This window comes from Bartonella sp. B17, from assembly GCF_053795755.1.
Genome location: NZ_CP200032.1, coordinates 224302 through 249434 on the forward strand (window position 1 = coordinate 224302; position 25133 = coordinate 249434).

Sequence of the window (25133 nt, forward strand, 5' to 3'; positions counted from 1 at the left end):
TAATAAACAGCTTAGTTTTCTTTTTATATACATCGTAAAATAATATCGCTTACCTACTTTTTCACTTTTATTGCAATGAAATTCTATAAAATTACAAATGAATGAAAAACGCATAGCGTATCATTAACCTATTGAAAAATATAAAAATTACCATAAACACCATAGCACCTCTTAAACAACGCATAAAGACCTTTTTTAATGTTGGTGTTATCTCTAATTAAAAAAATACTCTGATCTTTTTGGTGGAGCTAAGCGGGATCGAACCGCTGACCTCTTGCATGCCATGCAAGCGCTCTCCCAGCTGAGCTATAGCCCCACAAAAGATGAATTCTTTGCTTAAAGGCGGTAAATAATCTTGAGTTTCTAAAACGAGAAAAATCGAAGATCAAGAATAATTTGCATTTAATGAGAAAAATGCCTTTTCACTTCTCTTAAACATCATCATCGCTAGAAACACCACCTCCGAGAATACCAGTGACGTCATCATCATCATCATCATCGTCATGAGACAAAAATGTATCATCGTCATCACCCAGATCCACGTCACTATCTCCCAAATCAGGAAGATCATCATCTTTAGAATCGTCAACATCCTCTTCAAGTAGCATAAAGGCAGATTTTTCAAGCGCTGTATCAAGCTCTTCAGCATCAATTTCTTCTTCACTACTCGCTTCAGCTGCCGCAACCTCAAAATAAGAACGAGGATAAGAAATTCCTGTATAAGGCGACACAATAGGGTCGCGATTAAGATCATAAAACTTCTTTCCTGTTTCTGGATCAATACGTTTAGTTCCAAGTTCTTCTTTTGCCATCAACCGTGCCCCTTTGGTTAACTATCATTTCATTAAAAAACAAATTTTACGGTGCTTAATAGAAAGACAATGCTTTTGTCAAAGATAAATGCACCCTTCCACATAGATTTCCTCATGACGCACTTCAAAGCATGTGCTAAAGGAGGTTGAATTTAGTAATTTAGACAAATTTAAATAGAATTTCTATGCAAAAAGCAATACCTGTAACAGCTCATAAATCTATCAATCTTTCTGGAAAAATTAAAATACCAGGAGATAAATCAATTTCCCATCGATCCCTTATATTGGGAGGATTAGCAAATGGCAAAACATGTATTCATGGATTGCTTGAAAGTGATGATGTTTTAAATACAGCTGCCGCTATGCAAGCCATGGGAGCTTGTATTCATAAAAAAAATAACTTCTATATCATTCGTGGAACCGGTAATGGCTGTCTCTTACAAGCAGAACATCCTCTAGATTTTGGCAATGCTGGAACAGGTGCTCGGCTGGTTATGGGAATGGTTGGTTCTTATCATATGGAGACAACCTTTATTGGTGATGCCTCTTTATCTAAGCGCCCAATGGGACGTATTCTTGATCCATTGCGTTTAATGGGCGTTGAAATTAAAGCAACACAAGGCGACCATCTCCCTTTAACGCTTTATGGTCCTAAAATGGCTAGCCCGATTCGCTATCATATTCCCATGGCTTCCGCCCAAGTTAAATCAGCAATCCTGCTTGCTGGCCTCAATACTGCTGGCACTACAACTGTTATTGAACCAATTCCTACACGCGATCATACGGAAAAAATGTTAAAAGCGTTTGGTGCTACACTTGAAATAGAAGTAGATGCACAAGGCACCCGTTTCATTCACCTCAATGGACAGCCGCACCTCACGGGGCAAAATATTGACATTCCAGGCGATCCTTCTTCTGCAGCTTTTCCATTGATCGCAGCACTTCTTGTAGAAGATTCTGATATCACCATTGAAAATGTTTTGATCAACAATTCTCGCATGGGACTTATAGAAACATTATGGGAAATGGGGGCGAATATTGAACTTTTGAATCAACGACAAACGGGAGGAGAAAATGTTGCGGATTTGCATGTCAAATCATCAATGCTAAAAGGTGTAACTGTCCCCAAAGAACGAGCTCCATCAATGATTGATGAATATCCCGCTTTAGCAGTCGCAGCAGCTTTTGCTAAAGGCAAAACTATCATGCTAGGAATTGAAGAATTGCGCGTTAAAGAATCAGATCGACTATCCGCTGTTGCTCAAGGATTAACAATCAACCATGTAAACTGTGAAGAAGGTAAAGATTTTCTCATTGTTCATGGAAAAAATTCTGCCAAAGGATTGGGCGGTGGACGCGTCATGACACATCTTGATCATCGAATTGCCATGTGCTTTCTTGTTTTTGGATTAGCATCAGAAAAACCTGTTACCATTGATGATAAACAAATGATTTCTACTAGCTTTCCAGAATTTATCCCTCTTATGCAACAACTTGGAGGAAAAATCTATTGAAACCTTTTGTTATTACAATTGATGGACCAGCAGCCTCAGGAAAGGGAACATTAGCACGCAAAATTGCTGCTCATTATGGTCTTCACCATTTAGATACTGGTTTAACCTACCGCGGTGTTGCTCATGCACTATTACAACAAAAATTGGCACTTGATGATGAAAAAAGTGCTATTGCTTATGCCACAGAACTTGATTTTAATGCTTTAAATCCGATTCTGCTTTCTTCTCATGAACTTGGTCAAGCAGCTTCAAAAATAGCACTTATACCAACTGTACGTAAAATTCTTGTTGCAAAACAACGTGATTTTGCTCAAATTTTACCCGGCAGTGTACTCGATGGTCGTGATATTGGTACTATTGTTTGCCCTAGTGCAGATGTTAAACTTTATATTTTAGCCAATATTCAAACACGTGCAAAACGCCGATATCAGGAAATTTTAAAAAAAGGATTCCAAGCAGATTACAATGAAATCCTTGTCGATCTTGAACAACGTGACAGTCGCGATCTAACCCGAAAACAAAGTCCATTAAAACCAGCACAAAACGCCCACTTGCTTGATACGTCAGAATTGAGTATAGAAGCAACATTCATAACTGCGTGCACTTTTATTGATCCCATCATAAAAATTCATGGAGTTGATTAAAATCGTTAAGGTAATTTTCAGCCTAGCGCTAATTTTTCTTCCTGTATATAAGAAATAAGGCAGAAAGTTACCTTATGTTCAACACTAACCTAGCGCTTACACCTTTTGCAATAAAGGTATGTATCAGGAGTTCTTATGTCACAATACAATCCCACAACAGCGGATTTTGAAACCCTTTTAATGGAATCTTTCCAAACCAATGATCTTAATGAAGGATCCGTTGTTAAAGGTCGTGTCATCGCAATCGAGAAAGACATGGCCATTATTGATGCTGGCCTTAAAGTTGAAGGACGTATTCCACTCAAAGAATTTGGAGCTAAAGGAAAAGACGGTTCTTTGCAAATTGGTGATGAAGTTGAAGTTTACATTGAGCGTATTGAAAATGCGATGGGTGAAGCTGTTCTGTCACGTGAAAAAGCACGGCGAGAAGAGAGCTGGATTCGCCTAGAAGAAAAGTTTAATGCAGGCGAACGTGTCGATGGAGTTATCTTTAGCCAAGTCAAAGGAGGCTTTACAGTCGATCTCGATGGTGCTGTTGCTTTTTTACCTCGCAGCCAAGTTGATATTCGTCCCATTCGCGACGTTTCACCATTAATGCACAATCCACAATCCTTTGAAATCTTGAAAATGGATCGTCGCCGTGGCAATATCGTTGTTTCACGTCGTACCGTCTTAGAAGAAAGCAGAGCCGAACAGCGTTCAGAAATCGTTCAAAATCTTGAAGAAAACCAAATTGTTGAAGGTGTCGTTAAAAATATCACCGATTATGGTGCCTTTGTTGATCTTGGTGGAATTGATGGTCTTTTACATGTCACAGATATGGCATGGCGACGTGTTAACCATCCGTCTGAAATCCTCACAATTGGTCAAACTATTAAAGTTCAAATTATTCGCATCAACCAAGATACGCACCGTATCTCTCTTGGCATGAAACAGCTGGAAAGTGATCCTTGGGAAAGCATCAGCGTTAGATATCCGATTGGTAAAAAAATTATTGGTGCTGTTACCAATATTACTGATTACGGTGGTTTTGTCGAAATCGAACCAGGAATTGAAGGATTAATCCACGTTTCTGAAATGAGTTGGACAAAGAAAAATATCCACCCTGGAAAACTTCTGTCCACATCACAAGAAGTAGAAGTGGTTGTCCTTGAAATTGATCCTTCTAAACGCCGTATTTCTCTTAGTTTAAAACAAACATTTGAGAATCCATGGGTAGCCTTTGCTAATAAATTCCCTGTAAATTCACAAATCGAAGGAGAAGTCAAAAATAAAACAGAATTTGGACTCTTCATCGGGCTTGAAGGCGATGTTGATGGTATGGTTCATCTTTCTGATCTTGATTGGAATCGCCCTGGTGAACAAGTTATTGATAGCTACAATAAAGGCGATATCGTTAAAGCTGTGGTACTTGATGTTGATATTGAAAAAGAGCGTATTTCTCTTGGAATAAAACAGCTTTCCAATGATAAAGTTGGAGGAGAAGAAGCATCTAGTGAGTTACGCAAAGGTGGTGTTGTGACATGTGAAGTTGTTAGCGTCAATGAAAACGATATTAACGTAAAGTTGATTGATTACAATCTGGAAACAACTATTCGCCGCTCCGATTTAGCGCGTGATCGTGATGAACAACGCCCTGAGCGCTTCTCTATCGGCCAAAGAGTAGATGCACGCATCACTGCATTCGATAAAAAAACACGTAAAATTTCAGTGTCGATCAAAGCTTTAGAAATTGCAGAGGAAAAAGAGGCAGTTGCACAATATGGTTCTACAGACTCAGGTGCTTCTCTTGGTGATATTCTCGGTGCAGCACTAAAAAAACAAGAACAAGATTAATGATCAGATAGCTTAAAAATCAAGCCAAGGTCGCTAATTTTTCTGGCGACCTTTTTTATTTTTTAATATAAAGTGTCTTGCCTATTTTAAAATTATTTGATCAAAAAAGTGTACACGCTTAAAAATATAAACTTTATTATAAAAATAAAAATGCCCATAACTTATTGAATAGCAATACGATATTATGGCGCGTACAATATCTTTCATGAAGTGTTTTCTTTCTAAACAAATAAAAATTGGTCGTCTTAGTGAAACCAATTTTCCTATTCGCTCAACTCATAAATCACAAGATGAGCTCTATAAATTAGGCCATGATATAGCCTCTAACGAAGAAATTTTACTTCCCGAATATAAAGGAGAAAATAATTTTCACAAGCGACTGAACGAAAATGCCAAATTCATTCTTCATGCTTTTCATACAAACGATGTTGCGGCACGAAACGACGAAACCATAGCACCGTCTGCTCAATGGCTCATTGATAATCATTACACCATTGATAAAACCATACAACAGCTACGCCGCAGCTTATCAAAGTCCTTCATCAAGCAACTCCCCCTTTATCAAAAAAAGACAAGCATGCCACGTATTTTTGTTTTAGCCTGGCTTTATATTGCTCATACAGATAGTGAATTTTCACAGAAAACACTCACTGCTACAATCAATGGATTTCAAGAAGTCTGTGCCTTAAAGATTGGTGAATTATGGGCACTCCCTTCTGTCATACAGTTGCTGTTAATCGAAAATATTCATCGTCTTGCGTTATATATTGAACAAGCACGACATATGCGCCATCTCGCTCATAAAGTCGCTGATAAGCTTTTTCTTGCAGAAAATAAAACAAAGTTACATGCTCTTTTTGCGCTGTATGAAAAATTTATTGCTGATTCAACCTTTTCAGCGCATTTGTTTTATCGTCTACGCAGCACGTCTGTTGATTCAACAACAGCATTAACTTGGCTTGAAAAGCAATTACAAAAGCAAAACAGTAGCTTAGAAATTGTAAAAACCAATGAGCATATCCGTCAAGCCGCAGATGGTGTGACCATGGGCAATATTATTCGTGCTCTTAAAGCTATTGACGATGTTGATTGGACAGTATGGTTTGAAGCAGTCAGTTCTGTAGATTCTATTTTACGTGAAAATAGTGATTTTTCTGAAATTGATTCTCAATCACGCAATATTTATCGACAAGTAATTGAAAAAATTGCACGCCTTTCACCTCTTAGTGAGTTAGAAGTTGCGCGCAAAGCTATAGAGATGACACATTGCTCTTCACAAAATAATCCTCATAGCAAAAATTATTCTGTTGGGTGGTATCTAGTCGACGATGGGCGTTATACCTTTGAAAAGGCTTGTGGATACATTCCATCCCCTTTCAAAAAATGGATACGAGCTTATTGTTGCTCAAAAATAAGAATAATTGCAATTCCTGTCTCTTTTTTAACGCTTGCTTTTTTGTTTGCAGTTTATTCTCTATTAAAAATATCCGGCGTAACATCTTGGATGTCCCTTCTCTTTACTGCATTAGCGCTTTTTCCTGCTATGGACGCTGCCTTTGCTTTCTTCAACACTGTTCTTTCATGGTTTATCCCATCAAGACAACTTATTGGCTACGAATATAAAGAAGGTATTCCCAAACATGCACGCACAATGATTGTTGTGCCAACTTTAATTACATCACGCGACTATATTGATGAACAAGTGCACAATCTCGAAGTACATTACCTTTCTAACCCAAAGGGTGCCATTCATTTTGCACTCATCACAGACTGGGTAGACTCTTCATTCGAAGAAACACAAGATGATCTTGATCTTTTTTACTATGCGCAAAAAAGTATTGATAAACTTAATCAACGTTATCATTGTGATGATATCCCTCTTTTTTTTCTTTTGCACCGCCGGCGTCTTTATAATCCCAGCGAAAATTGCTGGATGGGGTGGGAGCGTAAACGCGGCAAACTTCATGAGCTCAACCTGTTATTAAGAGGTGATAAAAACACCAGCTTTTATCCTCCAAATCCACATCTTCCCATGGATTGCCGCTTTGTTATGACGTTGGATTCAGACACACGCCTCACCCCAGAAAGCGTTACAAAGCTTGTTGGAAAACTTAATCATCCACTCAATTACCCTGTTGTTGATCCACAAAGTGGAAAGATTATAAGGGGCTATAGCATTTTGCAACCCCGCGTTACACCTTCTCTTACAACGGATCAAAAAACATCAATTTTACAACGAGTTTTCTCTACCAATCGTGGCATTGATCCTTATGCCTTTGCTGTTTCTGATACTTATCAAGATCTTTTAGGTGAAGGGACTTTTATTGGCAAAGGTCTTTATAACATTGATACGTTTAAACAGGCACTTGATGGAAAAATTAAAGAAAATACTGTTCTTAGCCATGATCTTTTAGAAGGAGGCTATGCACGTACTGCATTCATCAGTAGCGTAGAAATCATTGAAGATTATCCAATAGCCTATAATATTGATGTTATTCGTTATCATCGCTGGATTCGCGGTGATTGGCAATTATTGCCTTATCTCTTTTTTCACCGTCAAATTAGTTCTGTAACGCGTTGGAAAATGCAAGATAACCTACGCCGCTCTCTCACACCACTCATGTGGTTGATTGCAACAATTATAGGATGGTCTTTTTTACCGTTAAAGACAGCACTTATTTGGCAAATATTTTTGCTGCTCAGCCTCTTCATATCACCAATTTTAGGTATATTACAGGCTTTTCTTTCATTCAATGCTGATCACTCTTGGCGCGGACAATTTCAATCAATTTTGGGCAAGATTACCCTTACGCTGGCAGATATATTTCTTAAAGTCACGTTTATTGCCCATTCAGCTTATTTTATGACTGATGCAATCATCCGCGCACTCTATCGCATGACAATTTCAAAACAACATCTTCTTGAGTGGAAAACCTCAGCTGCAACAAAATCGATTCCCAACAGTCTGAGTTTTTATATCCTGACAATGTGGCCAGCGTCACTTATCGGTGTGATTGCTACCATACTACCCATATTTTTTCATACTCTTACAAGTTTTATCGCTTTGCCTTTTGGGTTGGCATGGTTTTTTTCCCCTTTGATTGCATGGATTATCAGCCAACCTTCAACATTTCAAGACACTCTTCACATATCTTCACAGGATAACAAAGCACTACGATGTATTGCACGACGGACATGGCTTTATTATGCAACTTTTGTCAATGCACAAAACAATTATTTACCACCTGATAATTTTCAAGAAGATCCAAAACCTCTTGTTGCTCAGCGCACATCCCCTACAAATATTGGAGTTTATCTTCTTTCCATTATTGCTGCTCGTGATTTTGGTTGGATTAGTGCCGAAGAAGCCATCACGCGTGTTGAATACACATTAAGCACCCTGACAAAAATGGAAAAATTCCGTGGTCACCTCTATAATTGGTATGAAACAGATACACTTAAGCCTCTCTTGCCAACTTATGTGTCAACGGTTGATTCAGGAAATCTCGCTGGTCATTTAATAACACTCTCCTCAGCCTTAAGTGAATGGGCTAAAACACCTCGCGTTTTTTTGCAAAATGATCAAGCAGCTTTATGTGATGTTAGCACTATTCTTAAAGAAGCTCTCAAAGAAATTCCAGATAATCAATGCACCTTCCATCCTTTACGCCAACAAATAGAAAAGTGCATTGCGCATTTTCACTGCAAGGCTGATGCCCTTCTCATGGAAAAATCAAATATTATCAGAAACCACAGCATTCTTGAACTTTTGCATACTGCCCATGATATCGTACGTTTAATTAATGAACTTGATCAAAAAATTCAAACATCAGAATCCGCTCATGCTCTCTCTTGGGCCAAATGCCTTGTAGAAACCTGTGAGGCTCATCACCACGATATCATTCATAATTACGACACTAAAAAACTTTGCAGACAATTAAACACATTAGCTATACAAGCTCGACAAATAGCTTTTGACATGAAATTTGATTTCTTAGAGCAACCTGAACGGCATCTCTTGTCCATTGGATATCGTGTTCAAGAAAACAAACTCGATGAAAGCTGTTATGACTTACTTGCTTCAGAAGCGCGTCTCTCAAGCCTTTTTGCAATTGCAAAGGGAGATATAAAATCCAAACATTGGTTTCACCTCGGACGATTGCTCGTTCCAATCAACTGGAAAGGTGCTCTCTTATCATGGTCTGGATCTATGTTCGAATATCTCATGCCATCTCTCGTTATGCACGAACCTTTAGGATCTATACTGGACCAAACTAATCGATTGATCATTCATCATCAAATAGAATACGCTCATAAACGGGGGTTACCATGGGGTATTTCAGAAGCTGCATTTAACGCCCGCGATCACTTAATGAATTATCAATATGCCAATTTTGGTGTTCCAAAACTTGGACTTCAACGAGGTCTCTCACGCAATACCGTTATTGCTCCCTATGCAAGTCTTTTAGCTGCTCAATACGCCCCTGCCCAAGCAGTAGCCAATTTAAAACGACTGCGTAACCTTGGAGCCTTAGGAACATACGGTTATTATGACTCTGTTGATTTTACCTCTTCGCGTGTACAAGCGGGAAAAGAATATGCCATTGTACGTAATTATTATGCGCACCATCACGGCATGTCCATTCTTGCTATTAATAATGTTCTTTTTCAAGGACGAATGCGCGATCGCTTTCACCGTGATCCGGTCATTGAAGCAGTACAATTGTTATTACAAGAAAGAGCTCCGCACCAAATTCCCATTATTCATACCAAAGTTGCTAATCCCATACGCAATAATTTCCAAAAATTTGACGATGCCCCTTTGCGCATTATCACAAACCCACTACTCAAACCACGTTCAACCCTGCTCTTATCCAATGGTTCTTATTCTACAATGTTGACAGCTAATGGTTCTGGTTACAGTCGTTGGCACGATTATACGATTACACGCTTTATTCCTGATGTAACAGAAGATCAACAAGGGACTTTGTTCTTCTTACGTGATATGCATAGTGGACATTGGTGGTCTGTAACAAGTGAGCCAACACGCGTTGTCGAAGAAGAAACAATCAGTGTTTTTACAGATGAAAAAGCTGAATATACGAAAGTGGTTGATGGCATCAAATCAACACTTGAATGTCTTATTACTTCTGAAGGTAATGGCGAAGGCAGACGTATCCAACTTATGAATACAACAAGCACAGCTCGCTTTATTGAAGTTACCTCTTATAGTGAATTAGCGCTCGCAACAATGGATATGGATTGTGCTCATCCTGTTTTTTCACGCATGTTTATAGAAACAGAAATTACTGAGGGAGGGAGAACAATTTTTGCCAAAAGACGCAAACGTTCTCCCCATGATTCTGATATCTACATTGCTCATTTCGTCACCGATACAGATAATATTATTCAAGAAACAGAAGCTGAAACAGATCGTTATCTGTTTATTGGTCGGGGTCGATCCATTCATCAACCCGCTGCATTTGACCAAAATGCACGTTTTAGTAATAGTCAAGGTTGCGTTCTTGATCCAATCATATCTGTGCGATGCCGTATAAAAATTCCAGCACATAGAAAAGTAGAACTTGTTTTTTGGACTTTTGCTGCCAATGAGAAAAAAATCCTGCATAATTGTATAAAACATTATAAACAATCTAATGTGTTCCAGCAGGAACTTTCAATGGCATGGACACGCTCGCAAGTTTCATTATATCAAAGCGGTATTCATCTTAGAGACGCTATTACTTATCAAAAATATGCAACATCATTTATTTACCCTAACCGGACGTGGCGTCTTCCTTCCGAAATATTAGCAAAAACTCTCGGAAAACAATCTGATCTTTGGCCAATGTCCATTTCAGGTGACTTTCCTATCTGTCTTCTCAGATTAGACAATGAAGGAGATGTAAGCGTATTACGCGAACTGCTTAAAGCTCATGAATATTGGCGCATACGTGGTCTAATCGTTGATCTTGTTGTTTTAAATGAGCAAGCATTTTCCTACACACAAGACACGCAATGTACTATTGAACGGATATGCGAACCTTACCGCCAACACACTAACAAAATTGATAAACACCAACATATTTTCACACTTCGGCGCGATCAAATGAACAAGCAAAGCTTTAAGACGCTTCTTGCATCAGCTCGCGTCATTCTTCATGCTCAAAATGGATCATTGTCTGAACAGCTCAAACATATTGATAATAGCGACTTTGATCTGGCAACTCGCAGTTGTCTTCAAGAATCTTATTATAAATTAAATTATAAAAAACACGACAAAAGAAAGCAAATAACAACATCAACTGAACAAGATCTCTTTGCTTCTGTTGATTTTATAAATCAACAAAAACCATCCATCCTTTCTACTAATGAAAAAGATCTAAAATATTGGAATGGTTATGGTGGTTTTAACCATTATAACCATTATGTGATACGTCTTAATGGGCACACCACAACACCACATCCATGGATCAACGTCATTGCTAACCACAACTTTGGCTTTCACGTATCTGCGGAAGGCGCAATTTTTACTTGGGCTCACAATAGTCGTGATTACCAATTAACCCCTTGGACAAACGATCCTGTTTCTAACCGTCCAGGAGAAGCGCTTTATCTTGTAGATCGTCTATCTTTAGACTGCTTCTCACCCGTTTCTGCTGTAGAATGTAACAAAGACGCTCTGTATGAGGCTTACCATGGTTTTGGATTCTCATCCTTCAAATCTACACATTCAGAAATTGAATTAGAACTCACTCATACGCTCGATCAAGAAAAACCAGTTCGCTTTTCTCGTTTCACACTCAAAAATAAAGGAAAAACACCACGCAGCTTACGTCTTTATAATTATGTTGAATGGGTTTTAGGCAATATTCGCGCAAAATATGCACCCTTCATTATTCCCTATTATGATTTTAAACGTGGTGCACATTTTATTCAAAATCCCTATCATATAGAAAAATCTCAACAAGTAGCATTTTTATCAGCATCCAAAATGCCAACTAGCACCACCACCGATCGCACAGAATTCATCGGTTCAACAGGAACCGTTACACATCCATATGCTATTCGTAAAGCTGGTGTACTTTCAAATAGAGTTGAAGCGGGATGCGATCCCTGCTCTGCATTTACCTATGATATTGATCTATTGCCAGGACAAACAAAAGAAATAATCTTCTATCTTGGCAGCGCTGAAAACATGCAAAAAGCTAAAAAATTGCTAGATCAAGCACGTACAAATGATTTTGAGGTTCTGTTAGCAAAACAAAAACAGCAATGGAATGATTTCGTTTCCCCATTTCAAGTCAAAACGCCCGACCCTTCTTTTGACATTATGGTGAATCATTGGCTTCCTTACCAAATCTATGCATGCCGCATGATAGCACGTGCAGCTTTTTACCAAGCCAGTGGTGCATTTGGCTTCCGCGACCAATTGCAAGATAGCTTATCATTGTTATTGCTAAAACCACAGCTTGCACGTGAACAATTGCTAAACGCTGCGACCCATCAATTTCCTGAAGGCGATGTGCAACATTGGTGGCTTCCTGACACCAATGCCGGTGTTCGTACACAAATTTCTGATGATATCGTCTGGCTTGCATACGGAACAGCTCTTTATGTCAATGCCACTGGTGACCACGCATTTCTTGACACCCCAATTGCTTTTATTGAAGGAGCATCTCTCAACATAGGACAACATGATGCTTATTTTCAACCCACACAATCTTCAAAAACTGCAACACTTTATGAACATTGTGCTTTAGCTTTAGATCTTGCCATTAAACGCTGCGGGCCGCATGGGCTTCCACTTATTTTAGGTGGCGATTGGAATGATGGCATGAATTTAGTAGGCATTAAAGGAAAAGGTGAAAGCATTTGGTTAGGGTGGTTTCTTGGCACTACATTACAGGCATTCATCCCTCTTGCAAAAAAACGTAATGACGACAGCCATGTAGAAACATGGAGTACACATTTTAAACATTTAACCAAAGCGCTAGAAAAAAATGGTTGGGATGGCGCTTGGTATCGACGTGGTTATTTTGATGATGGAACTCCCCTTGGCTCTAAAATAAATGATGAATGCCAAATTGATACCATTGTGCAATCTTGGGCTGTTATTTCTAAAATGGCATCACCTCAACGCCAAAAACAAGCAATGAATTCAATGTTTGAGCATCTGTATGATGAAAAAAGCGGCCTTATACGTCTTTTTTGGCCACCTTTTGATAAAAGTACTCTAGAACCTGGTTATATAAAAGGTTACCCTCCAGGAGTACGAGAAAATGGCGGTCAGTACACTCATGGCGCCATCTGGAATATTTTAGCGCTTGCTGAAATGGATGAAAGAGATAAAGCGTATGCTTTATTTTCTATGATTAATCCAATTACCCATGGACAAAATCCTGAAATTTATCGTGTTGAACCTTATGTAATGACTGCAGACATCTATGCAACTAAATCACGCCGTGGGCAAGGTGGTTGGACATGGTACACAGGCTCAGCAGGCTGGTTCTATCATGCCGCAACACAAGCTATTCTTGGAATTCATCGTCAAGCCAATCAAATATTTTTACATCCAAACTTGCCCTCTTGTTGGCCCGAATATGAAGTGAAAATGAAATTTTATAACGCTGTTTACACGATTAAAGTCAAATGGGGATCTCAAAATATGCTCAGTGTTGATGGTAAAGAGTATGTAGAAATGGATACAGGTATAGAATTAAAAAAAACAGGAAATCATGAAATCATACGTACTCTTAATTCTAAAAACAGAAAAAATAACAAGATTTTTTATTCTTGCTCAAAATCATAAAGCTGTTATATCCTTCGTGCTCTCTATTGTAATTAAGTTTAGTGCATCATAAACTTAAATTTTACTTAGCTGAAAGAAAAAAGATCATGGATCATACGGATCTTGCTAAACGTGTCTATAATCACACTTGGAAACTTGATCCAATTATTCGTTCACTTCTCGACACAGATTTTTATAAGCTTCTTATGGTACAGATGATTTGGGGACTTTACCCAAATGTAAATGTCACCTTTTCTCTCATAAATCGCACTAAAAAAATACATCTTACCGATGATATTGACGAGGGTGAGCTGCGCGATCAACTTGATCACGCTCTTAGTTTGCGCTTTACAAAAAAAGAAATGATCTGGCTTGCCGGTAACACATTTTATGGACGTAAACAAATTTTTGAACCAGATTTTCTTCATTGGCTTGAAAATTTTCAACTACCAGAATATGAACTAACCTGCAAAGATGGCCAATATATCCTTCATTTTCATGGTCCATGGACTCACAGCTCGATGTGGGAAATCCCTGCTCTTGCCATTATAAGTGAACTACGTTCACGTGCTGCTATGAAAAATATGGGGCGTTTTGCACTTGATGTGCTTTATGCCCGTGCTAAAGCAAAAATGTGGAGTAAAGTTGAACGTCTCAAAAAGTTACCTGATATTAAAATATCTGACTTTGGTACAAGACGTCGACATTCTTTTTTATGGCAACGTTGGTGTGTAGAAGCATTAAAAGAAGGCATCGGCAATTCTTTTATGGGAACTTCTAACGTCCTACTCGCCATGGATACAGATTTAGAAGCTCTGGGTACAAATGCACATGAATTACCCATGGTCATTGCGGCTCTCACAAATAATGATGAGGAATTACGCAATGCTCCCTATCAAGTCTTGCAAAATTGGAACCGTTATTATGGTGGAAATCTTTTAATTGTTTTGCCTGATACTTTTGGTACAGAAACATTTTTACGCAATGCACCAGATTGGGTAGCTGATTGGACAGGTTTCAGACCTGATAGTGCTCCTCCTATTGAAGGTGGAGAACGCATTATTAAGTGGTGGAAAGACAAAGGAAAAGACCCACGTGAAAAATTATTAGTCTTTTCTGATGCGCTTGATATCAATACGATTGAAAAAACCTATCGCCACTTTCATGATAAAGTACGTATGAGTTTTGGCTGGGGAACAGATTTAACTAACGATTTCTTAGGCTGCGCACCCCGAGAAATTGCGGCTTTTAATACTATTTCTCTCGTTTGTAAAGTTACACATGCCAATGGCAGACCCGCTGTAAAGCTTTCAGATAATCCTGAAAAAACTATTGGTGACCCACAAGAAGTGCAATACTATTTAAATTTTTTTGGTAACGAAAAACGCACTAGTAAATTTGTAAAAACTTGATCATTAGTTAGCTTATAAAAACAAATAGCCATAACATCGGTAACTAATCGATATTAACAAGTAAATAGCATCTTTAAACCCATAGAAATAACAATCTCTATATAAATTATCATTTTTAAAAATATTTACACATAATATTTTTTACTAAGAACATTGCCTCACAAGTATATTATTTTATTTAAGAAACTTGCAATCTTATAACATTTTAAAAAAATTTATCTGCACCTCTATAAATGCTATCATAAAAATTTGAAGCAAAATTTCTCTACCAATAGAATAACTCCAACAAATCAGCAAAAATAAAAAGAGCACTCAGTCAATAAAAACTTTTATTTTTATCATTACGAAGATGGACGTGTCATAATATAAATGACAATCAAAAGCAAAATAGCCGCACTCAATAAGGTAAACCACAAAGGGGGGTATATAATCACCCAAAACGACAAGAAGCCACCAGTCATGCTCACTACCACAAAAATTTTAACAAATATTGGAATAGCCCTCTTTTCTTTCCATTTCTTAATAAATGCACCGAAGATGCGATGATTATTCAACCAATTGTGAAAATATGGAGAGGAACGAGAAAAGCACCATGAAGCGACTAATAGGAAAGGAATGGTTGGTATAATAGGCAAAATTATCCCGATAATACCCAATACAATCATTATCCAACCCACAACAGAATAGCAAATACGCAAAAAGTGAGGTGTGTTAAAATCTTTTTTCATCCTCTAGCGCTATTTTCCTTTACGAAAGTTCACTATATATCACACTGCTTTTTATATACTTTAGCACACAACTACCAGCAAATATTACTTGGATTAATAAGTGCATTTTCTATGATGAATTCTCCCAAAATATAGAACAGCTTACAAAATATGATGGACATTTCGAAGTTTTCAAGTAATCAGAGAAAATTCTTCAAAAAAACCAAAATAAAAAGGCTGAAGAATAAATTAATGCAACTCTTTAACTATAAATATAGTTTTAAAGGAGGAAAGAAAATACTGCATTTATTTGCTAGAAATTAAAAGATTTCTGTTTAGTGTACATCCTTTTTAATTCAAGTAAGAATAAGAAATAATATACAAAAAATGCATTTCTGATATGCATAAGTTTTTCATACTCAAATCTCTTGAATTGTGGTTTGGCGAAAAAAACTTGATATAAAAATAGTAATAAAGATAAGTGTTAAAATCAACACAATCGTGGAAGCAGAATCAGAACCAATAAATAAGCTTAGATAAATTCCTAAAAAACCAGAAAAAGCTGCAACCAGTACGGCGATCACCAACATTAAAGAAAATCGCTTAGTAACAAGATAAGCAATCGCTCCTGGTGCTATCAGTAAAGAAATAACCAAAACAATACCAACAGCTTTTAAAGCAGCCACAATAGTAAGAGAAATCATCGTTAAAAGAGTATAATGGAGCACTGATATTTGCAACCCTATTGCGCGACCCTGAACTGAATCAAAAATATACAGCATAAAATCACGCCATTTAGCTCCTAAAATAAAGGTAACGACAACAGCAATTATCGCTGTTTGCGTAATATCAAGCCAATTAACGCCCAAAAGATTACCGAATAAAATGTGATTCAAATCTAAGTTACTATAAATAGCCGTTGCTAAAACAAGTCCTAGACCGAACATAGATGAAAAAACAACACCCATCACTGTATCCTGTTTGATACGGCTATTGTTTCCTAAAAAACCCGTTATGGTAGCACAAATCATACCTGCAACAAAAGCACCAAAAGCAATCAAAGCCATCGTAACATTAGCTGGACGAACATACTGAAACCAAGCAAATGGTAAAGAAGTCAAAAATGTTATCACCCATGGCGTTGCCATATAACCAACAACTACTCCAGGAAAAACCGCATGAGAAATTGCATCGCCTAAAAGCGCCCATCCTTTCAAAATAAGAAAACAAGAAAGCATCGCCATTGGAACAGAAAGGATTATGACAATAACCATGCCTTTAAGCATAAAAGAAAACTGAAAAGGAAGTAGTAAATTATCAATCATGATACCACCGCACCTTTTTTTGCTGCTTTTATACGTAAGCGCGCAACAATAAAGCCGTACTTAGGAGCAAAAATAAAGGCCATAATAAATAAAAATGCTTGAAACAATACAACAATACCGCCAGTTTGTGCATTCAAAAAATAACTTACATAAACACCAAATACACTTGTAAATGTTCCAATCACAACTGCAATAACCAAAATATTTACAAAACGGTCACTTAAAAAATAAGCTGTTGCCCCTGGCGTTACGACGAGACAAATAACCAAAAAAGCTCCAACTGTCTGCATAGCAGCAACAGTACAAGCAGCAAGTAATGTAAAGAAGAGAATCTTTAAAAACTTTACGTTTAATCCAATGGCACGTGCATGTGTCTCATCAAATAAAGAAACGAGTAAATCTTTCCATTTTAAAAGCAATATAAGCAAAGAAAAAAAACTAATAAAAGCTAATTGTAAAATATCTAATGAACTAACTGCTAAAATATTTCCCAAAACAATCGTATCAATATTAACAGCCATCGGCTTTAAGGATTTAAGAAACAATCCAAAAGCAAAAAAGGAAGAAAAAATTAAACCAATAATGGTATCTTCTTTAAGTTTTGTTCGGTTATTTAAAAAAAGCATCGCTGCCGCAGCGAGCCCACCAGAAAAAAAAGCGCCAAGCGAAAAAGGCAACCCTAAAAGGTAAGCTCCCGCTACCCCAGGCACAATTGAATGAGAGAGTGCATCACCAATCAATGACCAACCTTTCAACATCAAAAAAGCAGAAAGAAAGGCACAAACACACCCAACTAATCCTGAAACCCACATCGCATTAACCATATATTGGTAACTCAGCGGTTCAAGCAACCAAGAAATCATGCAATGTTCTCCACTCTTTGAATATTTTCAAGTGCAACAGATTGTTTCCCCTTGGTGAAAATATCATTTTTTTTTTACGGCTTGAAGATCAAAAATATGATGATGCAAAGCACCACCAAAAGTTTTTTCAAGATTTTGTTGTGTAAAAACGACTTCTGTTAAACCAGAAGCTAAAACGGTCCCTTTTATTAAAACCGTATGATCACAAAATTCACGAACAGAACCTAAATTATGGGTAGAAACCAATATTACAGCACCCTCTTCACGCAAATCTTGCAATAAAGCAATGATTTTATCTTCTGTTGTAACATCAACCCCAGTAAATGGCTCATCTAATAAAATAGCTTTTGCTTGCTGTGCAAGAGCACGCGCTAGGAAAACACGCTTTTTTTGCCCTCCTGAGAGTTCACCAATTTGGCGTTTGGCAAAAGACAACATATCAACACGTTCCAATGCAATACGAACAGCTTCATAATCGCAAGCCCGTGCATAGCGAAAAAAATTCATGTGACCATATCGCCCCATCAAAACAACATCTTCCACAAGAACAGGAAAGTTCCAATCGACATCCTCACTTTGAGGAACATAAGCAATAAGGTTTTGTTTTAAAGCCACGTCAACTGGCAAATCAAAAACGCGAATTTTTCCTTTTGAAGGACGTACAAATCCCATAATAGCTTTAAATAATGTTGATTTGCCTGAACCATTTACACCAACTAAAGCCGTAATGGAACCTGTTGGGCTGTTAAAATTCACTTCACGCAAAGCTGTGTATCCATTACGATAAGTTACCGTTACCCCTTGGGCAAATATTCCGGTTCCAATCATTACTTCTTCATCCCATCTAATAAAGCATTCGTAATCCGTGCACTTGTAACGCGTAATAAATCAATGTACGTTGGGACTTCACCATTTTTCTCACTTAGGGAATCAACATAAAGAACGCCACCATATTTAGCTCCTGTTTCTTTTGCTACCTGCTTCGCAGGTGCTGGAGAAATAGTGCTCTCAGAAAAAACTGCATGGATATTATATTTGCGAACTATATCAATAACATGTTTAACTTGCTGTGGTGTTCCCTGCTGATCAGCATTAATTGGCCATAAATAAAGTTCTTTCAAATTAAAATCACGAGCCAGATAACTGAATGCGCCTTCACTGGTCACAAGCCAGCACTTATCCTCTGGCAAGACTTCCAATTCAGCTTTAATTGGATCAATCATTGCGCGAATCTTCTGTTTATAAATTTCAGCATTTTCTTTATATATAGCAGCATGTTCAGGATCATATTTTACAAAAGCATCGCGAATATTATCAACGTAAATTAAAGCTGAAGTCGGTGACATCCATGCGTGTGGATTCGGCTTTCCACTATAAGGCCCCTCACCAATTTTAATTGGTATAATACCTTCTGAAATGACAACACTTGGAACATCTTTGATATTTTGAAAAAATTTTTCAAACCAAAGCTCTAATTCTAACCCATTCCATAATATGAGGTTTGCTCCTTGTGCACGCATAAGATCTCTAGGTGTAGGCTGATATTCATGAATTTCAGCACCTGGTTTAGTGATAGATTCCACATCAGCAACATCACCTGCTACATTGCGCGCCATATCAGCAATGACAGTAAAAGTTGTAACAGCTTTAAACTTGCCAGCACCCAAAGCAAAATTGGATGTAAAAAAAATAGCACTTCCCAAAATTATAGAAAAAAACGTTTTTACGTTCATAACTTCTCTCTTTATTGCCAATGATTTGCATTACTATTTAGCAATAACAGTTATCTTTCATCTTTGCAACGAAGGATTTTTACAAAAAAATTACTTTAAAATATTCTTTCTCGCCATTAACAAAAACTAATTTTTAAGAAGCGCATGTTTGGCATGAATGTTTATTTTGCGTAGCTTTATAAATCTTGAATATAAAATAGGGGAACACTTTTGAGTGCTCCCACTGCGTATAAATAATTCTATAAGAAAGAGTGATACTCAACAGCGCAAACATGCGCCCGTTGCTTTAGTGACATTTTTTATGACCTTCAAAGCAAGATTTTCTAAATCTTCATCAGTCAAAGTTCTCTCAATAGGCTGAATAGAAATCTCAACTGCAATAGATTTTTTATTTTCGCCAAGCATTGAATCTTCAAAAAGATCAAAAACCTGTACTGAGTGAATAAATTTCTTATCAGCTTCCCTAGCAGCGCGAACAATAAGAGAAGAAGCGACCGTTTTATCAACTATAAATGCAAAATCACGATGCACCATTTGAAAAGGCGATAACTTCAAAGGAGAGCGGCTTTTCGTTGCCTTTTTTTTAGACATTGGAATCTGATCAAGAAAAATTTCAAAACCGCACAAAGAGCCGTTGACATCTAATTTCTCTAATGTAGCAGGATGAAAAACACCAAAAAAACCAAGAATTACTTTTGACCCAAGCTTCATGACTCCTGAACGACCAGGGTGATACCAATCCGGTGCTCCAGCCTCAATTTGAATTTTGTTTATATCTATACCGCACGCTTCTAAAACAGCCAATGCATCTGCTTTAGCATCAAAAACATCAACTGCTGCCGCATTACCATTCCAAAATCGTCCTGCCCCTTCAAATCGTTCTGTTCCACGACGAACACCACCAGCAACACGTTGCTGTTTATCAGGTGTATCTCCTTCATAGATGCTGGCAACCTCAAACAAAGCAAGATCTGGAAAACCACGATCAGCATTTCGCTGCGCCGCCACAAGCAAACTAGGTAAAAGAGAAGGACGCATCACTGACATATCAATAGCAATAGGATTTACCAATTTAAGCTCTTCTTGGCCACCTCCAAAAGCAAGCGCCTGACTTTCAGAAATAAAGGACCACGTTACAGCCTCTTTCATACCGCGGTGTGCTAAAGCTAAACGAGCAATACGTGAGCGCATCTGCGAACATGCTAAAGCTTGACCTTTAGCTTCTGCAAAATTTTCCAATGGAATGGGCTCAATTTTATCCAGCCCGTAAATCCTCATCACTTCTTCTACTAAATCAGCTTTACCGAAAATATCAAGGCGCCATGTTGGCACATTAACCGTAACTATATCTCCTTCCTCTTCAATGTGAAATCCAAGGTGCGTTAAAATAGCAATGACTCGCTCACGTTCTATTTCCAAATGTGTTAAACGCTTAATTTCAGAAAAAGGAAAGGTGATATGTTTAATTTCTGGCTGCTGATAACCAACAATCTTCGTCTTTGATACTTCACCACCACAAAAACGTAAGACTAATTCTGTGGCAACATCAAGCCCTGTTTCCATAAAAGCCGGATCAACACCCCGTTCAAATCGATAACGTGCATCACTTACAAGCCCCAACACGCGCCCCGTCTGTGCAATACTACGTGCATCCCAAAGCGCTGACTCAATGAGAACACGACGTGTTGTTTCATCACAGCCCGTTCTCTCACCACCCATAATACCAGCAATCGAAACAACACCCTCATCATCCGCAAGAACACAATCTTTAACGCTCAAATTATAAACTTTTCCGTTAAGCGCCTGCAGCTGTTCACCTTCACGTCCACGACGCACTATTAAATCCCCTTTAATCTTATCCGCATCAAAAACATGAAGAGGACGACCAAGATCAAAACTCATGTAATTCGTCATATCAACCAGCGCATTAATTGGTCTCAAACCAATGGCACTCAAACGCTGCTGCATCCATTGTGGCGACGCATCATTTTGAACATTGCGAACTTCACGCCAAGCAAAGCCTAAACATAATGATGTATCTTGTGAAAAATCTAAAGAAACATTTACCGGCGTTTCAAAGGAAGCCGCAAATTGTGGCACTGACAATTCTTTTAATCGCCCAATTCCAGTGGCTGCAAGATCACGTGCAATACCGCGAACACCAGTGCAATCAGAACGATTGGGAGTCAGACCAACGTCAATGATTGGATCATCTAAACCTGCATAAACTGAAAACAAACCTCCAATAGGCACATCTTCTGGGAGCTCAATAATCCCATCATGCTCATCCGATAATTCAAGCTCAGCTTGTGAGCACATCATTCCAAAACTTTCAACACCACGGATTTTGCCTACAGATAATGTCACATCAAGTCCAGGTATATAAGTGCCAGGCAATGCAAGAACACCAATAAGCCCAATACGTGCATTTGGTGCTCCACAGACAACTTGCATAGGCATACCAGACCCTATATCTACAGACAAAATCTGGAGTTTATCTGCATCAGGATGTTTAATTGCTGTTAAAATTTTTGCAATTACAAACCCTTTTAAAGAAGAACGGTCATCAACATTTTCAACCTCAAGACCAATAGCCGTTAGTTTATCGCAAATTTCATTTAAAGACGCATCCGTCTCTAAGTGATCTTTCAACCAAGACAATGTAAATTTCATTTTAAAACCTCACATGAAAGCTATGAAAAGATCACACATTTCTTAAACCAGAAAAAAAGGCAGGCATATCAAAGCAGCGAAAGCCATAATGATCTAACCAACGGAGATCAGCATCAAAAAACGCCCGTAGATCAGGCATACCGTACTTCAACATAGCAATACGATCAATGCCCATTCCCCACGCAAAGCCCTGATATTCATCAGGATCTAAGCCAACATTCTTTAATACATTAGGATGCACCATTCCGCATCCTAAGATTTCTAGCCAATCCTGTCCTTCCCCGAACTTTACTTCTGAACCAGAACGATCACATTGAATATCCACTTCCATCGATGGTTCGGTAAAAGGAAAAAACGAGGGGCGAAAACGCATCTTCACAGAAGAAACTTCAAAAAAAGCTTTACAAAAAGTCTCATGAAGCCACATCATATGCGCAACAGTTGAGGTTTTATCAATCACAAGACCTTCCACTTGATGAAACATTGGTGAATGAGTCGCATCTGAATCCATACGGTAAGTTTTTCCAGGAATAATGATACGTATCGGTGGTTGTTGCTTTTCCATTGTACGAATTTGTACAGGTGATGTGTGAGTGCGCAATAACTTCCGTTCTTGTGTTTTATCAGCATTAAAAAAGAAGGTATCATGCATTTCGCGAGCTGGATGGCCTTCAGGAAAATTCAATGCAGTAAAATTATAATAATCTGTCTCAATATCTGGTCCCTCTGCAATAGAAAAACCCATATTTGTATAAATAGCTATAATTTCCTCAATCACTTGTGAAATAGGATGAATGCGCCCCCTTTCAACAGGAGAAGAACGAACAGGTAAAGTTACATCAACTGTTTCGCTAGAAAGGCGTGCATCCATTGCTTGACGCTTAAGAAAATCGCGCTTTTTCGCCCATAATTCTAAAACACGATTTTTTAATCCATTAAGAACTGGCCCTACTTTTTGGCGTTCTTCAGCGTTCATCTTTCCTAATGCTTTTAATTTTTCAGAGATACTGCCTTTTTTGCCTAATGCTGCAACACGCACTGTTTCAAGTGCCTGCTCATCACTTGCTGCTTCCAAAGCTAAACAAATTTCTTGTTCCAGATGCTCAATATCGCTCATATTTTTGCCTATTTTTTTAATAAAAAAACCCCGCACTAGCTAAAGAACCAGTACGGGATCCTGAATAAATAAATGCTTTAAGAGGACGTTACTGGCTTACTTGACAGCGCCTTCAAAAGCATTAGGCGTTGTGTCCTTTAAATACTCCAAAGCCTTCTTTGCGGAAGCTACTAAAGCAGAAAATGCCGCAGCTTCATGAATTGCTATGTCTGAAAGAACCTTGCGATCAACCTCAATACCAGCTTTTGATAAGCCATCAATAAAGCGTCCATAAGTTAAACCTTCTGCCCGAACAGCCGCATTAATTCTTTGAATCCACAAAGCACGGAATGTGCGTTTTCTATTTTTGCGATCACGATAAGCATACTGCTTTGAGCGATCAACTGCTGCTTTAGCTGCACGAATAGTATTTTTACGTCGACCGTAAAAACCTGCAGCTTGTTTCAAAACTTTTTTATGCTTAGCGTGCGCTGTAACACCTCTTTTTACGCGAGCCATATGATATTCTCCTCAAAATCAAAAACGCGAAGCTTAAAGGCCATTCGGCAAATAACAATGGATGATTTTTTTAGCATCTGATTCCGTCAAAACCATTGTTCCACGAGCATCACGAATAAATTTATTGGAACGCTTAATCATACCATGACGTTTGCCTGCAGCAGTTGCTTTAACACGGCCTGATGCAGTGATTTTGAACCGCTTTTTAGCGGATGATTTGGTCTTCATTTTGGGCATTTTGCTACTCCACATCTAAAAAATCGATCAAGCTGACCAAAGCTTGAACAAGCACCTGAACGGCCACGGCATGCCCTGCCGGGCGGCTCCAATGACATTTTCATAAGTCACTATACAAAAAATAGCAAGGCTACATCAAAAAAAAATCGGAGCCCCATTGCCTTGAACTTCCACTAAAGGTGCTGGAACTGCATTTGTTTTGATTTCTGCTTTACATAAATCGGCAATAATACATTGCATACATTGCGCTTTGCGTGCTTGGCAAATATAGCGCCCATGCAAAATAAGCCAATGATGCGCATAACGAAGATAACGGATAGGTATAATTTTCAGCAACTTTTTTTCAACAATCTCTGGTGTTTTTCCAGGTGCTAAACCAATACGATTACCAAGGCGAAAAATATGTGTATCCACCGCCATCGTTGGTTGTCCAAAAGCAATATTCAAAACAACGTTAGCAGTTTTACGCCCTACTCCAGGAAGTGCCATAAGCGCTTCACGATTATCAGGCACTTGACCACCATATTGATCAACTAAAACGCCGCAAAGCGCATAAACATTACGCGCTTTTGCACGCCAAAGACCAATTGTACGAATATGGCGTGCAATTTCTTCTTCTCCTAATGCAACCATTTTTTCCGGTTTATCAGCAAGACGAAATAATTCTTCTGTCGCTTTATTAACACTAACATCTGTAGCTTGTGCTGAAAGAATAACCGCAACCAAAAGAGTAAATACATTTGTGTAGACAAGATCACTTTTGGGATGAGGGCGTTGAACAGAAAAACGACGAAATATTTCTGCAATTTCATCTTCCTTATACAATATTTCAGCAGTTTTTCTCGCTTTTGGAAATTTTATTATTTTTTGAGTCATCAAGCTCTCTCATCTTTTCCCTTGAAGTTTCCCTTGAAGTTACCACTCACGCTCGCCATATGAGAGGAACGCAGCAAACACTTTTTTAGAGTTTA

The 25133-nt window shown here is 38.2% G+C and carries 15 protein-coding genes, 1 tRNA gene and 1 pseudogene; 5 read left to right on the forward strand and 12 right to left on the reverse strand.

The window, feature by feature from the left end; all coding sequences use genetic code 11:
- Nucleotides 1-240 precede the first annotated feature (240 nt).
- Together V4B18_RS01090 and V4B18_RS01095 are read right to left on the reverse strand one after the other, a co-directional pair.
- A tRNA-Ala gene (locus V4B18_RS01090) sits at nt 241-316 on the reverse strand.
- Between the two features lie 115 nt (nt 317-431).
- On the reverse strand, nt 432-812 hold the full coding sequence (locus V4B18_RS01095) for a TIGR02300 family protein (RefSeq protein WP_455476018.1): 381 nt from the start codon (nt 810-812) through the stop codon (nt 432-434).
- Between the two features lie 185 nt (nt 813-997).
- On the opposite strand from V4B18_RS01095, the gene aroA reads away from it, so the two are divergent.
- From aroA to pncB, 5 genes are all read left to right on the forward strand, one after another.
- Nucleotides 998-2326, forward strand: a complete 1329-nt coding sequence (gene aroA / locus V4B18_RS01100) for a 3-phosphoshikimate 1-carboxyvinyltransferase (RefSeq protein ID WP_455476019.1) — start codon at nt 998-1000, stop codon at nt 2324-2326.
- The gene (gene cmk, locus V4B18_RS01105) at nt 2323-2970 is read left to right on the forward strand and encodes a (d)CMP kinase (protein ID WP_455476020.1); all 648 of its coding nucleotides are present in this window, start codon (nt 2323-2325) and stop codon (nt 2968-2970) included. The genes aroA and cmk overlap by 4 nt, the downstream gene beginning before the upstream one ends.
- A gap of 135 nt (nt 2971-3105) precedes the next feature.
- Nucleotides 3106-4806, forward strand: coding sequence for a 30S ribosomal protein S1 (gene rpsA / locus V4B18_RS01110; protein ID WP_455476021.1), 1701 nt, complete (start codon nt 3106-3108; stop codon nt 4804-4806).
- Nucleotides 4807-4990: 184 nt separating this feature from the next.
- On the forward strand, nt 4991-13618 hold the full coding sequence (locus V4B18_RS01115) for a GH36-type glycosyl hydrolase domain-containing protein (protein WP_455476022.1): 8628 nt from the start codon (nt 4991-4993) through the stop codon (nt 13616-13618).
- Nucleotides 13619-13704: 86 nt separating this feature from the next.
- Nucleotides 13705-15009, forward strand: a complete 1305-nt coding sequence (gene pncB / locus V4B18_RS01120; RefSeq protein ID WP_455476023.1) for a nicotinate phosphoribosyltransferase — start codon at nt 13705-13707, stop codon at nt 15007-15009.
- Between the two features lie 341 nt (nt 15010-15350).
- On the opposite strand, the gene V4B18_RS01125 is transcribed toward pncB, so the two are convergent.
- The 10 genes and pseudogenes from V4B18_RS01125 to nth form a co-directional block, all read right to left on the reverse strand.
- A complete protein-coding gene (locus tag V4B18_RS01125) occupies nt 15351-15737 on the reverse strand; it encodes a YbaN family protein (RefSeq protein ID WP_455476024.1) in 387 nt (128 codons plus the stop codon).
- Between the two features lie 398 nt (nt 15738-16135).
- Nucleotides 16136-17041, reverse strand: a complete 906-nt coding sequence (locus V4B18_RS01130) for a metal ABC transporter permease (protein WP_455476025.1) — start codon at nt 17039-17041, stop codon at nt 16136-16138.
- On the reverse strand, nt 17038-17904 hold the full coding sequence (locus V4B18_RS01135; protein WP_455476026.1) for a metal ABC transporter permease: 867 nt from the start codon (nt 17902-17904) through the stop codon (nt 17038-17040). The genes V4B18_RS01130 and V4B18_RS01135 overlap by 4 nt, the downstream gene beginning before the upstream one ends.
- Nucleotides 17901-18732 (reverse strand): annotated as a pseudogene (locus V4B18_RS01140) (manganese/iron ABC transporter ATP-binding protein). The gene V4B18_RS01135 and the pseudogene V4B18_RS01140 overlap by 4 nt, the downstream one beginning before the upstream one ends.
- On the reverse strand, nt 18732-19637 hold the full coding sequence (locus tag V4B18_RS01145; protein WP_455476027.1) for a metal ABC transporter substrate-binding protein: 906 nt from the start codon (nt 19635-19637) through the stop codon (nt 18732-18734). The pseudogene V4B18_RS01140 and the gene V4B18_RS01145 overlap by 1 nt, the downstream one beginning before the upstream one ends.
- A 258-nt stretch (nt 19638-19895) precedes the next feature.
- Nucleotides 19896-22310, reverse strand: coding sequence for a phenylalanine--tRNA ligase subunit beta (pheT, locus tag V4B18_RS01150; RefSeq protein WP_455476028.1), 2415 nt, complete (start codon nt 22308-22310; stop codon nt 19896-19898).
- 31 nt (nt 22311-22341) lie between these two features.
- A complete protein-coding gene (gene pheS, locus V4B18_RS01155; protein WP_455476029.1) occupies nt 22342-23427 on the reverse strand; it encodes a phenylalanine--tRNA ligase subunit alpha in 1086 nt (361 codons plus the stop codon).
- A 96-nt stretch (nt 23428-23523) separates the two neighbouring features.
- Nucleotides 23524-23925 (reverse strand): 50S ribosomal protein L20, encoded by a 402-nt coding sequence (gene rplT / locus V4B18_RS01160; RefSeq protein WP_455476030.1) that lies wholly within the window; start codon nt 23923-23925, stop codon nt 23524-23526.
- A 33-nt stretch (nt 23926-23958) separates the two neighbouring features.
- Nucleotides 23959-24162 (reverse strand): 50S ribosomal protein L35, encoded by a 204-nt coding sequence (rpmI, locus tag V4B18_RS01165; protein ID WP_455476031.1) that lies wholly within the window; start codon nt 24160-24162, stop codon nt 23959-23961.
- Between the two features lie 135 nt (nt 24163-24297).
- On the reverse strand, nt 24298-25038 hold the full coding sequence (gene nth, locus V4B18_RS01170) for an endonuclease III (protein WP_455476032.1): 741 nt from the start codon (nt 25036-25038) through the stop codon (nt 24298-24300).
- Between the last annotated feature and the right edge of the window lie 95 nt (nt 25039-25133).

Bases quoted from the DNA above. Each gene is read 5' to 3' on its own strand.
- V4B18_RS01115 (WP_455476022.1), top strand. From the start codon at position 4,991: ATGGCGCGTACAATATCTTTCATGAAGTGTTTTCTTTCTAAACAAATA.
- V4B18_RS01130 (WP_455476025.1), bottom strand. From the start codon at position 17,041: ATGATTGATAATTTACTACTTCCTTTTCAGTTTTCTTTTATGCTTAAA.
- nth (WP_455476032.1), bottom strand. From the start codon at position 25,038: ATGACTCAAAAAATAATAAAATTTCCAAAAGCGAGAAAAACTGCTGAA.
- V4B18_RS01095 (WP_455476018.1), bottom strand. From the start codon at position 812: ATGGCAAAAGAAGAACTTGGAACTAAACGTATTGATCCAGAAACAGGA.
- V4B18_RS01145 (WP_455476027.1), bottom strand. From the start codon at position 19,637: ATGAACGTAAAAACGTTTTTTTCTATAATTTTGGGAAGTGCTATTTTT.
- V4B18_RS01135 (WP_455476026.1), bottom strand. From the start codon at position 17,904: ATGATTTCTTGGTTGCTTGAACCGCTGAGTTACCAATATATGGTTAAT.
- pheT (WP_455476028.1), bottom strand. From the start codon at position 22,310: ATGAAATTTACATTGTCTTGGTTGAAAGATCACTTAGAGACGGATGCG.
- rpsA (WP_455476021.1), top strand. From the start codon at position 3,106: ATGTCACAATACAATCCCACAACAGCGGATTTTGAAACCCTTTTAATG.
- aroA (WP_455476019.1), top strand. From the start codon at position 998: ATGCAAAAAGCAATACCTGTAACAGCTCATAAATCTATCAATCTTTCT.
- rplT (WP_455476030.1), bottom strand. From the start codon at position 23,925: ATGGCTCGCGTAAAAAGAGGTGTTACAGCGCACGCTAAGCATAAAAAA.
- V4B18_RS01125 (WP_455476024.1), bottom strand. From the start codon at position 15,737: ATGAAAAAAGATTTTAACACACCTCACTTTTTGCGTATTTGCTATTCT.
- rpmI (WP_455476031.1), bottom strand. From the start codon at position 24,162: ATGCCCAAAATGAAGACCAAATCATCCGCTAAAAAGCGGTTCAAAATC.
- pheS (WP_455476029.1), bottom strand. From the start codon at position 23,427: ATGAGCGATATTGAGCATCTGGAACAAGAAATTTGTTTAGCTTTGGAA.
- pncB (WP_455476023.1), top strand. From the start codon at position 13,705: ATGGATCATACGGATCTTGCTAAACGTGTCTATAATCACACTTGGAAA.